This window comes from Kitasatospora sp. NPDC101155 (assembly GCF_044768305.1).
Classification (GTDB): Bacteria; Actinomycetota; Actinomycetes; order Streptomycetales; family Streptomycetaceae; genus Kitasatospora.
This window is the reverse complement of sequence record NZ_JBIWPN010000002.1, coordinates 221,065-234,226: the sequence shown is the minus strand read 5'-3', so window position 1 is coordinate 234,226 and position 13,162 is coordinate 221,065. Positions and strand designations below refer to the sequence as shown.

9 protein-coding genes are annotated in these 13,162 nt (G+C 73.1%); 6 read left to right on the top strand and 3 right to left on the bottom strand.

What is annotated here, in order from left to right; translation table 11 throughout:
• Positions 1–158 precede the first annotated feature (158 nt).
• The 4 genes from ACIRYZ_RS03570 (at position 159) to ACIRYZ_RS03555 (ending at position 4,255) form a co-directional block, all read left to right on the top strand.
• On the top strand, positions 159–1,310 hold the full coding sequence (locus tag ACIRYZ_RS03570; protein WP_402938967.1) for a hypothetical protein: 1,152 nt from the start codon (positions 159–161) through the stop codon (positions 1,308–1,310).
• Between the two features lie 195 nt (positions 1,311–1,505).
• Complete coding sequence (locus tag ACIRYZ_RS03565) at positions 1,506–2,144, top strand: hypothetical protein (RefSeq protein ID WP_402938965.1); 639 nt, start codon at positions 1,506–1,508, stop codon at positions 2,142–2,144.
• 400 nt (positions 2,145–2,544) lie between these two features.
• Entirely contained in the window at positions 2,545–3,342 is a 798-nt protein-coding gene (locus ACIRYZ_RS03560; RefSeq protein ID WP_402938962.1) for an SGNH/GDSL hydrolase family protein, read from the top strand.
• 115 nt (positions 3,343–3,457) lie between these two features.
• Complete coding sequence (locus ACIRYZ_RS03555; RefSeq protein ID WP_402938959.1) at positions 3,458–4,255, top strand: SGNH/GDSL hydrolase family protein; 798 nt, start codon at positions 3,458–3,460, stop codon at positions 4,253–4,255.
• Positions 4,256–4,347: 92 nt separating this feature from the next.
• On the opposite strand, the gene ACIRYZ_RS03550 is transcribed toward ACIRYZ_RS03555, so the two are convergent.
• From ACIRYZ_RS03550 to ACIRYZ_RS03540, 3 genes are all read right to left on the bottom strand, one after another.
• Positions 4,348–5,250, bottom strand: coding sequence for a nitroreductase/quinone reductase family protein (locus ACIRYZ_RS03550; RefSeq protein ID WP_402938957.1), 903 nt, complete (start codon positions 5,248–5,250; stop codon positions 4,348–4,350).
• Positions 5,251–5,741: 491 nt separating this feature from the next.
• Positions 5,742–6,863, bottom strand: a complete 1,122-nt coding sequence (locus ACIRYZ_RS03545; protein ID WP_402939516.1) for a polysaccharide deacetylase family protein — start codon at positions 6,861–6,863, stop codon at positions 5,742–5,744.
• A gap of 294 nt (positions 6,864–7,157) precedes the next feature.
• Complete coding sequence (locus tag ACIRYZ_RS03540) at positions 7,158–8,984, bottom strand: AMP-dependent synthetase/ligase (RefSeq protein WP_402938955.1); 1,827 nt, start codon at positions 8,982–8,984, stop codon at positions 7,158–7,160.
• A 572-nt stretch (positions 8,985–9,556) separates the two neighbouring features.
• Here ACIRYZ_RS03540 and ACIRYZ_RS03535 point away from each other — a divergent pair.
• Together ACIRYZ_RS03535 and ACIRYZ_RS03530 are read left to right on the top strand one after the other, a co-directional pair.
• The gene (locus tag ACIRYZ_RS03535) at positions 9,557–12,580 is read left to right on the top strand and encodes a nitrate- and nitrite sensing domain-containing protein (protein ID WP_402938952.1); all 3,024 of its coding nucleotides are present in this window, start codon (positions 9,557–9,559) and stop codon (positions 12,578–12,580) included.
• Entirely contained in the window at positions 12,577–12,996 is a 420-nt protein-coding gene (locus ACIRYZ_RS03530) for a roadblock/LC7 domain-containing protein (RefSeq protein ID WP_380609434.1), read from the top strand. Before ACIRYZ_RS03535 ends, ACIRYZ_RS03530 begins: the two co-directional genes overlap by 4 nt.
• The last annotated feature ends 166 nt before the right edge of the window (positions 12,997–13,162 follow it).

Genomic DNA, 13,162 nt, shown 5'->3' with positions numbered 1-13,162 from the left:
GCGGAGCCGGGGCTGCCTGACCTTGTTCGATTACTTGGGGTGGATTGTCAGTGGCTCTGTGTATGTTCCGTGGCGTCGGCGACTCCGAGGGCCGGAGTGGTTGGTGCCGGACGGTGCTGCCCTGTGCCGGCCGGTGCCGAGTGAGTGGGAGGTAACCCATGGCTGTGCGCGATTCGGCGTACGAGGTGTCGGGCACCGCGGTGGTGCGGGGCGGCCCGGTGCGGGGCCGTCAGGTGCTGGTGCTCGGCGGGCGCAGGCCCGGGGCCGGGGTCGGCGGGGTGCCCACCGGTGGTCCCGGAGGGGCGCCGCCGCCAGGGGGTGGAGGGCCGCCGGGCGGGCGGGCCGGTGGAGCCGGGACCCGCGGGCGGCGCGGTGGCCGGGCCCGGGGCGCGCCGCCGCAGCCGGTGGCGGTCGCGCTCGCCGCGGAGGCGGCCGACTTCGCCGGGCTGGCGAAGTACGGGCTGTTCGGTGCCCTCGGGTACCAGGAGTACCTGCGGCGGGCGGAGGAGCAGCTGAGGGGCCTGCACGGACAGGGGCTGGAGGTGCACCTGCGGGTCCTCGAGGCGGGCGACTTCGAGGACTACTGCGCGGCGCTCGGGCTCGATCCCCGGTCGCCCGCCGCCCGGGTCGCGTACGCGGGCGATCCGGAGCTGGCCGGGGAGCCGTTCGTCTACGCGGGGGAGCGGCTGGTCGAGCTGCTCCCGGTGCTGCTGGACGACCACCGGGCCCGGGTGCGGATGTCCGTCGCCTGCGCGGCACTGCTGGAGGCGGTCGGCGACGACCCGGCCGGGCAACGACGGATGGCGGCGGTCATGCGGTACGTGACCTCGGTCTACGTGGCGCTGGCCGAGGGCGCGGGGGAGGGCTGCCACCTGCTGACGCTGCGATGCCACGGCCCCGAGGACGGCGAAGAGCTCACCTCGGCGGTGGACGTCTGCGTGGCGGCGGGGCGCCTGCACCCCTCCGGGCGGGACACGGAGGCGTTCTGCGTCACGCTCGCGGCGGGCGTGGCCTCGGACGGGGAGGGGGCGCTGCTGCTGCATGGCGACCCGACGAGCGGGCCGCCGGACGGGGCTTCGAGCGGGCCGTTGGCCGACCGGCCGCCCGGGCCGCCGGTGCGCGGATGGGCGCTGGCCGACGGACGGCTGCGGCCGATGACTGCCCACGAGGTGTTCGACGAACTGGCCGACGACGCGGCGCGCGGGCTGCCGTTCCCACCCGGGGTGGTCCCGCGGCCGGGATTCCCGCTGCCGGGCTTCCCGGGGGTCGGCTTCCCGGGGGTCGGGGAAGGCGGCGGGCCGCTGGGGTGATCTGGTCGTTCGCGGTCTCCGCATCCACCATGCGGCGCTGGGGACTGTTCATCGACCGCCTGTTCGGGGAAGATCGGAGAAGATCAACAGCAGGAGCGTGCGGTACCCCACGCCGCCGCTCCGGCCGCTCCGCTCCGCTCCGAACCGTGCTCCGCAGGTCCGGCGAGCCCGACACCGAGAGGGGGGACGTACGGCATGGGCCGGATCGAGTTCACGGCGGAAGTCGCCGAGCTGCTCGGGAAGGTGCGGCGGCGTCCCACGGCGGGCTGGCCGTGGCGGCCGGGCGAGCAGGTGCCGGACGGGTTGCCGGTGAAGCAGTCCTGGGGATGGCTGTTCGCCCCGGACGGGCGGGTGCTGACCCTGGTGAACCCTCGGGACGGGATCTGCTCGCTGCCCGGCGGCTCGCTGGAGCCGGAGGACGACGGAGACCCGGCCGCGGCCCTGGCCCGGGAGGCGGGCGAGGAGGCCCAGGCCGTGATCGGCCGTCCGTACTACCTCGGCTACCTCTACGACCGGGTCGGTTCGGCCAACGGCGGGCACGAGTGCGCGCGGGTCCGGATGACGGCGGCGCTGCGAGCGGTCGGCCCGAGCGTGGCCGACCCGGCTTCGGGCCGACACTACCGGCGGCTGCTGGTCGCGCCGGGGCTCGCGGTCGAGCTGCTGGGCTGGGGCGCGCCCGGGCTGCGCCAGGCCCGGGCGGCGGTCGCCACGGCCGTCCGCCGGCTCGGCGTGCCCGCCGCCGCGAACGAGACGATCGAGGAGCTGCCGGTCGAGGGCTGCACGGTCTTCCCGGGGGCGGTGCACGCGGGGGGCGACCGGCTGGCGGGGAACTGAGCCGCGCTCCTGGGGCGGGTGGGTCGGCGGGGCCGTGGCGCGCCTTCGGATGGGCAGGGTTCGACGGGGCCGGGGCGCGCCCTCGGGCGGCGTGCCGATGCCGTGGGGTACCTTCGGGCGGGGCGGGCTGACGGGGCCTCGCCGCCGAACTGGCGCGGCGGTGGCCGTGCGCTGACCAGCGGCTGACGCTGCGCCGACTTCCCCGGAATTTCTCATCTACACGCGATGACCGACGCGCATCGACGTATACCCGCACCAACCAGCGTGAACTCACGCTCCGTTCAGGGCAGTTCACTCCTGCGCTATCAGACGGACCGTCAATGTCCTTGGCATGAGCGCTTCCGTGGTTGGCTACTGCCTGGTATCCCTTCCTGTGACCCACGTCATACCAGGAGGTGCGATGCCCCGCCCTGCTCGTGCTCTGTCCGTGGCCGCGATAGCGGCTCTCCTCTCCATGACGACGCTCTTCGCGGCGACTTCCGCCAGCGCGGCCGGTGTGAACTACGTCGCCCTGGGGGACTCCTACTCAGCCGGTGTCGGTGCCGGCAGCTACCTGAGCGACAGCGGTAGCTGCAAGCGCAGCACCAGCGCCTACGCCTACCTGTGGAAGAACGCGCACAAGCCGTCCTCCTTCTCCTTCGTGGCCTGTTCGGGGGCGAGAACCGGCGACGTCCTCAACAGCCAGATCTCCTCGGTGAACTCCGGCACCACGCTGGTCAGTCTCACGATCGGCGGTAACGACGCGGGCTTCGCCGACACCATGAAGACCTGTGTGCTGGGCTCCGACAGCGACTGCCTGAACGCCGTCAACACGGCCAAGAGCTACGCCCTCAACACCCTGCCCGCCCAACTGGACCGGGTGTACTCCGCGATCCACGCCAAGGCGCCGCACGCCCACGTCGTGGTGATGGGCTACCCGCACCTGTACAAGGTGGGCGGCTCCTGCATCTTCGGCATCGGTGACACCAAGCGCGCCGCGATCAACGGCGCCGCCGACACGCTGGACGGCGTCATCGCCAAGCGGGTCGCCAACGCGGGCTTCACCTTCGGCGACGTGCGGAGCATCTTCACCGACCACGAGATCTGCGGCTCGCTGAGCACCTGGCTGCACAGCACCACGCTGCCGATCGACGAGAGCTACCACCCCAACTCGGCCGGCCAGTCCGGCGGCTACCTGCCGGTCTTCAGCCGCTCCTGAGCCGTACCGCCGTGACGTTCCGCCAGGCGATCCAGCGGGACACCGGTCCCGTCGTCCGGTGCTCGGCTGCCGCCCGGCATCCGATCGATGACCCACGCCATCACCAGGAGGTCCAATGCTCCGCCCTGTTCGTGCCCTGTCCGTCGCCGCGACAGCCGCTCTCCTCACGCTGACGACGCTCTTCACGGCGTCCTCCGCCAACGCGGCTGGTGTCAACTACGTGGCCCTCGGCGACTCCTACTCGGCCGGTGTCGGTGCCGGCAGCTACCTGAGCGACAGCGGTAGCTGCAAGCGCAGCACCAACGCCTACGCCTACCTGTGGACCAACGCGAACTCCCCGTCCTCCTTCTCCTTCGTGGCCTGTTCGGGCGCCAGAACCGGCGACGTCCTCAACAGCCAGATCTCCGCGGTGAACTCCGGCACCACGCTGGTCAGCCTCACGATCGGCGGCAACGACGCCGGGTTCTCCAGCACCATGCAGACCTGTGTGCTGGGGAGCGACAGCGACTGCCTCAACGCCGTCAGCACGGCCGAGAGCTACGCCGTCAACACCCTGCCCGGCCAGCTGGACCAGGTCTACTCCGCGATCCGGGCCAAGGCGCCGAACGCCCACGTCGTGGTGATGGGCTACCCGCACCTGTACCAGCTCGACGGCTCCTGCATCTTCGGCATCGGTGACACCAAGCGCGCCGCCATCAACGAGGCCGCCGACACGCTGGACGGCGTCATCGCCAAGCAGGTCGCCAATGCCGGCTTCACCTTCGGTGACGTGCGTGACATCTTCTCCGGGCACGAGATCTGCGGCTCGCTGGACACCTGGCTGCACAGCACCACGCTGCCGATCGACGAGAGCTACCACCCGAACGCGGACGGCCAGGCCAACGGCTACCTGCCGGTCTTCAGCCAGTCCTGAGGCCCGGCTCCGACGCCCCGTCAGGTGCGCGACGCAGCGGCGGTGCCGCCGTCCCCTCCCACAGCTCGGGAGGGGACGGCGGCACCGCCGCGTCAGCCGGCCGGGGCGGGCCGGACCGGTGGGAAGGGGATCCCGGCGAGAGCGGGCAGCAACTCGGCCTCTTCGTAGTCGAGGTGCGCCTCCAGCTCGGCCGACATCCGGTCCAACTCGGCTCGGAGCAGCTCGGGCTCGGCGACCGTGATCCCGGCCAGTAGCGCCACCAGCTGCTCCTTGATCCGCTTGATCTCCCGGTGCTGCTCGCCGAGCCGCTCCAGCACCTCGGCGAGCTCCGGGTGACTGCGGGCGAGAGCCGGGAAGATCGCGGCGCCCTCGCCGGTGTGGTGGTGCGTCAGCCCCTGGCAGAACGCCAGGCAGTGCTGCCGCAGTTGCAGGCCGAGCCCGACCGGGCGGCCGGGGGAGTGGGCCTGCGCCTCGTCCCGGATGTGACGTAGCTGCGCGCGCAGCCAGGTGTGCGCTTCCAGCAGCTTGTCGGCGAGGCTGTGCACCTCGCGGGGGGCATCGGCCGGTGCCTCGGGTCGCTCCAGGACGACCACCGGCAACTCGCGCTCGGTGTGCGCCTGGTAGTCGCCGTACCCGGGTGCCGACCGGACGACTGCGGCGAACAGCCGCTCCCGGGGGGCGCCTTCGGTGGGTACGGCGATCGCGTCGAAGGTGTCGGTGCCGAGCTCGACCCGGACCACCGGGTGGGCCAGCAGATTGCGGTACCACTGCGGGTGTTCCGGCGCCCCGGCCGCCGAGGCGATGACCAGCAGCAGCCCCTCGGCCCGGACGTACCCGAGCGGGACGGTGTGCGGCCGCCGGGTGAGGGCCCCGGTGGTGGTCAGCAACAGCAGGTTGCCGCCCTCGAAGGGGCCGCCGGCCCGGCCGCCGTTGGCGCGGAACTCGTCGATGACGCTCAGATTGAAGGAATTGGCAGGGTTGGAGAAATCAGGCATACGTGTGTGGTGGAGTCTCCGGAGACTTCGAGGGAGTCGCGGCCACACGCGGTACCACGCGAGAACGGGCGGACACCGCGGCGACCGCCTACGTCAGATCAGGGCAGCGGAGAAAGTACTCATCGCGCATCGTCCCCTTGGGCATCAGGTGCTGGCTCGGCTGCCGGCCGGCCCACTGCTCTGTGGCCGACGCCGCGCTGCACGCCCCCATTAGAGCCATGCCGCGGACACCCTGTCAACGAGCAAGATCGCTGCCCGGAGGGGAGCGGGCGCCACCGTGGACCGCGCCGTCGACCTCGGCGCGAGCGGGTGCGGCGAACGGGTGAGGGCGAGCTGCGGACGGCGGCCGGCGGTCGGATGACAGCGGACAGATTTCAGATGATGAAATCTGTCCGCTGTCATCCGTCATCTGTCGGCCCGGGAACCCCGGAACCCGGCAGCTCGCCGGCCCATTGCCCCGCCGACCGGACCCGACCCGACCCGACGCCACGTCAGCGCAGGTAGTCCACCAGCGCCGCCGGCTTCAGCCCGGCGGCGTCCGCGGCGGCGAGGGCGCGCGGCAGGTCGGTGGCGAGGGTGTCGGTCCAGTGCATCAGCACGATGTCACCCGGCTGCAGTGGGCCCGGGTGCCAGATGTTGGAGGCGCCCCAGCTGAAGTCGGCGTCGGCGGTCAGCACGGTGCGGATGCCGCAATTGGCCGCGGTCTGCAGGGTGTCGGCGTTCCAGGCGAAGGACGGCGGACGGAACACCACGGGCGCGGTGCCGAACAGGCGGGTCATCGCGTCGCGGGCGTCGCAGATCTCGACCTGCTGCTGCTCCAGCGGAAGCTTGCTGAGGTCGGAGTGCGAGACGCTGTGGTCCTGGATCGAGGAGCCGGGTACGGCGGTGACCCGCTTGAAGAAGTCCGGGTCGGCGCCGGCCGGCATCGGCAGCGGGAAGGCGGTGATCGGCAGGTGGTGGTCGGCGATGAACCGCTCCGCCTCGGGGGTGCGCTGCCAGCCGTCGTCCACGGTGAAGAAGACGACCTTGTCGCTGGTCGGGATCGAGCCCCGCGCCACCGCCGGGGCGGGCGCCGGGCCGTCGACCCGCACGTCGTCCACCGAGAACGGCCCCTGCTGGTACCAGCCGTGCACGTACAGCCGGATGCTGCGGGCGTTCGGGCCGGTGGTGAAGCGGGTGGTCAGCTGCTGCCAGCCGCCGCCGGTGGTCTCGGTCCAGGCGGGGGCGGCGTCCCGGCCGGTGCCCGTGGCACCCAGGTAGACGAAGTTGCCGCGCACCCAGGCCGACGCGGTGTACGTGGTGTCGGGTTGGACGGCGACGGTCTGCGCGCATTCGCCGGTGGAGTCGGCGTCCGCCGGGGTCACGGTGAGCGCGGAGTTCCCGGAGTGCGGGGCGGTGGCGGTGACGGCCGCCTCGGCCGGGCCGCCGGTGCAGTTCCAGCCGGGGATGCTGCCCCAGTCCGCGAGGTTGGGGGAGGGCAGCTCGAAGCCGGGGTTGGTGGCCAGGTTGACGGTCGGCCCGGCGGAACCGACGGTGTCGGCGGAGGCCGCCGGTAGCGCGAAGCCGGCGAGCAGCGCGACGGAGGTGGCCAGTGCGGACAGGCGCGTGGACATCGACACGTGAGGACTCCAACGGGTGGGGGCACGCCCGTGGGGAGGGCGTGAGCGGAATCAGGACCGTGGAACTCGGGGCGGTGGAGCTCGGAGTCGTAGAGCTCGGCTGTGGAGCGGGGGCGTTCCCGGAGGGGGCGGGAGCGGGCCGTGCCGGTGCGCCGCACGCGGACCGAAGAGCAACAATGGACTGGACCAATCGGCCCGTCAAGGGAGCGGCCGGTGAATCGTGGGCGGAACACGCCAGTGCCATAAGGGACACGACGGTACGTCAGCGATGTTGTGCGCCAGCGCGGTTCAGGAGTGGTACAACTCCTCGATGTCCTCCGCGTAGTGCTCTGCGATCGCCGCCCGCCGTAGCTTGAGCGAGGGCGTCAGCAGCCCCTGTTCCAGACTGAACTCCCGTGGCAGCAGCCGGAAGGCGCGGATCGACTCGGCCCGCGAGACCGCCGTGTTCGCCGCCGCCACCGCGCGCTGGAGCTCGACGTGCAACTGCTCGTCCGCGAGCGCCGTCCACGGGTCCAGCTGCTCCCGCCCGCGGGTCTTCAACCAGTGCGCCAGTGCGGCCGGGTCGAGGGTGATCAGCGCGGCCACGTACGGGCGGTCGTCACCCACCACCAGGCACTGAGAGACCAGCGGGTGTGCCTCGACTCGCTCCTCCAGCGCGGTCGGGGCGAGGTTCTTGCCGCTGCTGGTGACGATCAGGTCTTTCTTGCGCCCGGTGATGGTGAGGTAGCCGTCGCCGTCCAGCCGGCCCAGGTCGCCGGTGGCGAACCAGCCGTCCACCAGCGATTCCGCCGTGCACTGCGGGTGGTTGAGGTAGCCGCCGAACACCGAGCCGCCGCGCACCCACACCTCGCCGTCGTCGGCGATCGCCACCGAGGCGCCCGGCACCGGCTGGCCGACCGTGCCGAGCTTCTGCCGTCCGGCCGGGTTTGCGGTGATCGCGGCGGTGGTCTCGGTCAGCCCGTAGCCCTCGTACAGTTGGAGCCCCGCGCCGGTGAAGAACAGGCCCAACTCGCGCCGCAGCGAGGACCCGCCGCACATCACGCTGCGTACCCGGCCGCCGAGCGCGGCGCGCAGCTTGGGGTAGACGGTCCGCTCGTAGGCGAGGTGGCGCAGCCGCAGCGCGGCGCCCGGGCCGGGGCCGCGGCCGAAGGCCTTCTGCTCCCGGGCGGCCGCCCAGTCGACGGCCACCTGCCGGGCCTGCTCGAAGAGTTCGCCCCGCCCGCCCTCCTCGGCGGCGCGTCTGGCCTGCTGGAAGATCTTCTCGAAGACGTACGGCACGGCGTGCAGGAAGGTCGGCAGGAAGGTCTCCAGGGCGGGCAGCAGCGCGTTGGTGGAGACCTCGGGGATGTGGCCGATCCGGAAGCCGCCGCGGACCGCCGCGATCTGCACGGCCCGCCCGTAGACGTGCGCGAGCGGCAGGAACAGCAGGGTCGAGGGCTGGCCGCCGCCGGTGTCGCGGAAGACGTCTCCCCAGCCGTCGAGCAGCGCGTCGGCCTCGGCGGCCAGGTTGCCGTGGGTGATCAGGCAGCCCTTGGGCCGACCGGTGGTGCCCGAGGTGTAGACGACGGTGGCGATGTTGGCGGCGGCGACGCCGAGCCGCTGGCGGTGCACCAGCGCGTCGGGTACGTCCAGGCCGTCCTCGGTGATCGCGGCGACACAGTCGCGGTCGAGCTGCCAGATGCCGTTCAGGTCGGGCAGCGCGTCGCAGACCGCGCCGACGGTCATCGCGGCGTCCTCGTCCTCGACCAGGCAGGCCACCGCCTGGGTCTCGGCGAGGATCCAGCGCACCTGCTCGGCTGCGGCGGTGGGGTAGACCGGGACGGTGATCGCGCCGATCGACCAGAGCGCGTAGTCGAACAGTGTCCACTCGTAGCGGGTGCGGGACATCAGGGCGACCCGGTCGCCGTAGCGCACGCCGCGGGTCAGCAGGCCCTTCGCGAGGGCGAGCACCTGGTCCCGGAACTCCCGCGCGGTGACGTCCTGCCACCGCCCGTCGCCGGTCCGCCAGGACAGCTGGAGCAGCTCGGGCGTGCGTTCGGCGGTGTCGTACAGGGAGTCGGCGAGTCCTCCGCTGGCCTCGCGCCCGGGCGGGGCGGGCGTGGTGAACTCGCGCACAGTCCTCCCCAGTTCGCGTCTCGCGGCGCTGTCCTTCGGGCCCGGCAGACGGGCACCGGGGTGGAGCGAAACTATCGGATCGTCCTGTCACTGCCCAGGGTTGTGGCGGTGACGCGACGAGATCGCCACGGGTCCGCTCGGATGGTGTCGTGATCGGGGAGGTGAGGGGGAGGATTCGGGGAGCTGATGCGCGCACGGTGTGACCTGGGCATTCGGGGTGCCGGTGGACGATCCGGGCGCGATCCGGGTCGGAAACGTCCGGGATCCGTCCGGGATCCGTTCGAGATCCGGGTGTGGGACGGGCGCGAGCGCGGGCGGCTTCTGACGTGTCCTGGGCAAGGTGGGGAAGTGGAGTGGTTCGGCCCTCGAACGTGTGGTCACGGCGTAGTAGAGTCTCGCAGGCCCGAGGCCGGGAGCCCTCCGCAGCTTCCTTCCCATGCCTCCGCAAAGTCCGTCCGAGCCCTACGTCGCACGTCCGCCGAACCCGCCCGAGCCCGCCGAACCCTCCGCACCCCGCTCACACCGCTTCCCCGCTCCCCGTCCGCGCCTGGCACTTCCCGACCGAGGACTCCATGCGTTTGCGCAGCAGCTCGATCCGCGCGAAGATCATCGCGCTGCTCCTGGTGCCCATCGTCGCGCTTGCCGCCCTGTGGGTGTACGCGACGCTCGCCACCACCGGGGACGCCTGGAACCAGCTGACGATCAGCCGTACGTACAAGGACTACGGTGCCGCGGTCGACCAGTACGCGAGCGACCTGCAGGACGAGCGCCGGGCCGCGGTCCAGCGCCTGGCCGACCCGAACTCGCCGGTCGCCCGGGACGCCTTCGAGCACGCCACGGCCGCCACCGACCGCAGCCTCACCGTACTGCGGCAGAAGAAGGACGGCGCCCACGGCGAACTCTCCGCCGCCCAGCGGGCCCGCCTGGTGCAGATCATCGCCGCCGCCGACCAGATCGCCCCGCTGCGCGCCCAGATCGGCCGCCTCGCGCTCAACTGGGAGTTCGCGCTCGGGCAGTACAGCGACCTGGTCCGGCCGGTGTTCGGCTTCCGGTCCGCCTACGTCGCCCGGCAGAGCGGCCAACTCCCGCGCCAGGGAACCATCCTGATCGAGCTGGTGCGTGCCCGCGAGTACCTCTCGCAGGAGGACGCGGCCATGGAGGGCCTGCGCTCCGGCGCCTCCAAGCCCACCGCCGAGCAGTACCAGGTAGCGCTGGACGCCCTGCACAACCAGCAGGCGCTCTTCACCGTCTACATCGCCGAACTCGAACCCGCCGACCAGTCCGACTACATCGCCCTGCGCGGCGGCGAGGCCTGGGGAGCGCTGGCCCGCGCCGAGGCGGACTTCGTCGGTGCCGGCGGCCCCGACCGGGTGGCCTGGGCGCTCAACGGCGACAACTGGCGGCAGACCGCCGACCGTTCGCTCGGCGACCTCGCCTCGATCAACTCCCGGATCGCCGCGGGCCTGGACGAGCACGGGCGGTCCACCGCGATCGCGGCGCTCTGGAGCGGCGGCATCGCCGGCGCGATCGGCCTGGTCGCGGTCGTCCTGACCATCCTGATCTCCTTCCGGATCGGCCGGGGCCTCGCCCGCGAGCTGATCGGCCTGCGCAACGCCGCCAACGAACTGGCGACCACCCGACTGCCGTCCGTCATGCTGCGGCTGCGCCGCGGCGAGCCGGTGGACGTGGCCGTCGAGGCGCCCGAACTGCACTTCGGTCAGGCCGAGATCGGGCAGGTCGGCCAGGCCATCAACGCGGTCCAGCGGGCCGCCGTGGAAGCCGCCGTGGAACAGGCCGAACTGCGGCGCGGCGTCTCGGCGGTGTTCGTCAACCTGGCCCGGCGCAGCCAGGTGCTGCTGCACCGGCAGCTCACCCTGCTCGACACCATGGAACGCCGCACCGAGGACCCGGCGGAGCTGGAGGACCTCTTCAAGGTCGACCACCTCACCACCCGCATGCGCCGGCACGCCGAAGGCCTGATCATCCTGGCCGGCGGCTCGCCCGGGCGCGCCTGGCGCAAGCCGGTCCGGATGGTGGACGTGGTCCGCGCGGCGGTCGGCGAGGTCGAGGACTACGCCCGGGTGATCGTCCGGCCCTTCCCCGGCACCGGCCTGCTCGGCAGTACCGTCGCCGACGTGACCCACCTGATCGCCGAACTCGTCGAGAACGCCGCGGTGTTCTCCCCGCCGGCCACCCAAGTCACCGTCCAGGGCGAGGTGGTGGCGCACGGCTTCGCGCTGGAGATCGACGACCGCGGACTCGGACTGAGCGAGCAGCTGCTCGCCGAGATCAACGAACGCCTCGCAGTGGAGCAGGAGTTCGATCTCGCCGACACCGACCGGCTGGGACTGTTCGTGGTCAGCCGGCTCGCCCGGCGGCACGGCATCCGGGTCCACCTGCGGCCCTCGCCCTACGGGGGGACGACGGCGGTGGTGCTGATCCCGCGCGAGCTGCTGGCGGAGGCACCGGACGGGCTGCCGGAACCGCCCGCCCAGGGAGCCGCCGGGGCCGCGGCCGTCCGTGCGCCGAAGCGGGCGGCGGCGGGACGGACGGTGGCGGGACGGACGGTGGCGGGGCGGCGCGGGCAGCGCGACCTGGTCGCAGTGCCGGGCGACGCCTCGGCGTCCGCCGCTGAGCCTCCGGCCGCTGCGGGCGGGCGGCACCGGGTGAGTGGCGGGCCGCGCCCGTCGGCGCCCGAGGCGGGGCGTACGGCCAACGGGCTGCCGCGCCGGGCGGCGCGGTCCAAGTCCGGGCCGGTGCTGGTGCCCGCGCCGGCGCCGGACGTCGAGGGCGCGCCGGCCACGGGGCGGCACCGGCGGGACGTGGCGGCGGCCGAGGACGTGCTGACGGTCGCCGACGCTCCGACGGCCGTGCCGGCGGATGCCGTGCCGATGGACGCCGCGTCCGCGGGTGCCGTGACGGTAGCCGCTGCCCCGGTGGCTGCCGCGCCGCGGACGCCGGGCGGTCTGCCGCGAAGGGTCCGGCAGGCGAACCTCGCGCCGCAGCTCAGGGAACAGGCGAAGGAGCGGCTCCGATCCGAGGCCGCGCCCGAGGACGGCGCGGCTCGGGAGGCCGGGTCGGCCGGTGCCTCGGGTGACGTCCGGGAGCTCCGGGAGTCGCGGGAGCGCTCGCCGGAGGAGGCCCGGGCCACCTTCGCGTCGTTCCAGCGTGGCTTCACCCGCGGGCGCGGCGCCGGCGGGCCGGCCGATCGCGCCGCCCAGGACCGTACCGTCCAGGACCGCAGTGCGCAGGATCGTTCCACCGCGTCAGGTGCCCGGCCCACGGCCGTACCCGCCTGGCAGCCGCCGGACCTGTCCCGACGGGCGATCAGCCCGGCACCCGCCCCGGCGGCGCTGCCCGCGCCCGCCCCTGAGGACGCCGGCCGGGCGCCGCTCGCCCGCCGGGTGCCGGCCGGGCAGCCGGTGCGGCGGAACCCTGCGCCCGCCTCGCCCGTAACACCAGTGGCACCCGCAGTACCCGCAGTACCCGCAGTACCCAAGGCGCCCGAAGCATCCGCAGTACCGGCATCACCCGTAACACCTGTAACACCCGCATCGCCTGCACCACCCGCTCCAGCGGAAGGAACTGATTCATGACCACTTCGACGCAGCCGTCCGGAGACCTCAACTGGCTCCTGGACGACCTGGTGGGGCGCGTCGCGGCCCTGCGGCACGCGGTGATCCTCTCCAGCGACGGTCTGGCCACCGGCGCCTCCCGCGACCTCGACCGGGAGGACGCCGAGCACCTCGCCGCCGTCGCTGCCGGGTTCCACAGCCTGGCCAAGGGCGCCGGCGGGCACTTCAAGGTCGGCGGGGTCCGGCAGACCATGGTCGAGCTGGACGAGGCCTTCCTGTTCATCACGGCCGCCGGCGACGGCAGTTGCCTGGCCGTGCTGAGCGAGGCCGAGGCGGACATCGGCCAGATCGCCTACGAGATGGCCCTGCTGGTCAAGCGGGTCGGCGAGCACATGGCCGCCGAGCCGCGCACCGAAGCCGCCGCGCCGAGGAGCTGAGGGGTCCGATGGCGGATCCGAAGGCGGACGGGTCGGAGCGCCCCGGGGTGCTTGACGGCCCCGAGGCGCTCGACGGGCCGGAGGCGCTCGACGGGCCCCAGGTGTCGGTGGACTCGGCCGAGCCCACCGACGAGGAGCAGGCGACCCCGGGCGGACCCGAGGTCGA

Bases quoted from the DNA above. Each gene is read 5' to 3' on its own strand.
- ACIRYZ_RS03555 (WP_402938959.1), top strand. From the start codon at position 3,458: ATGCTCCGCCCTGTTCGTGCCCTGTCCGTCGCCGCGACAGCCGCTCTC.
- ACIRYZ_RS03560 (WP_402938962.1), top strand. From the start codon at position 2,545: ATGCCCCGCCCTGCTCGTGCTCTGTCCGTGGCCGCGATAGCGGCTCTC.
- ACIRYZ_RS03570 (WP_402938967.1), top strand. From the start codon at position 159: ATGGCTGTGCGCGATTCGGCGTACGAGGTGTCGGGCACCGCGGTGGTG.
- ACIRYZ_RS03530 (WP_380609434.1), top strand. From the start codon at position 12,577: ATGACCACTTCGACGCAGCCGTCCGGAGACCTCAACTGGCTCCTGGAC.
- ACIRYZ_RS03535 (WP_402938952.1), top strand. From the start codon at position 9,557: ATGCGTTTGCGCAGCAGCTCGATCCGCGCGAAGATCATCGCGCTGCTC.
- ACIRYZ_RS03550 (WP_402938957.1), bottom strand. From the start codon at position 5,250: ATGCCTGATTTCTCCAACCCTGCCAATTCCTTCAATCTGAGCGTCATC.
- ACIRYZ_RS03545 (WP_402939516.1), bottom strand. From the start codon at position 6,863: ATGTCCACGCGCCTGTCCGCACTGGCCACCTCCGTCGCGCTGCTCGCC.
- ACIRYZ_RS03565 (WP_402938965.1), top strand. From the start codon at position 1,506: ATGGGCCGGATCGAGTTCACGGCGGAAGTCGCCGAGCTGCTCGGGAAG.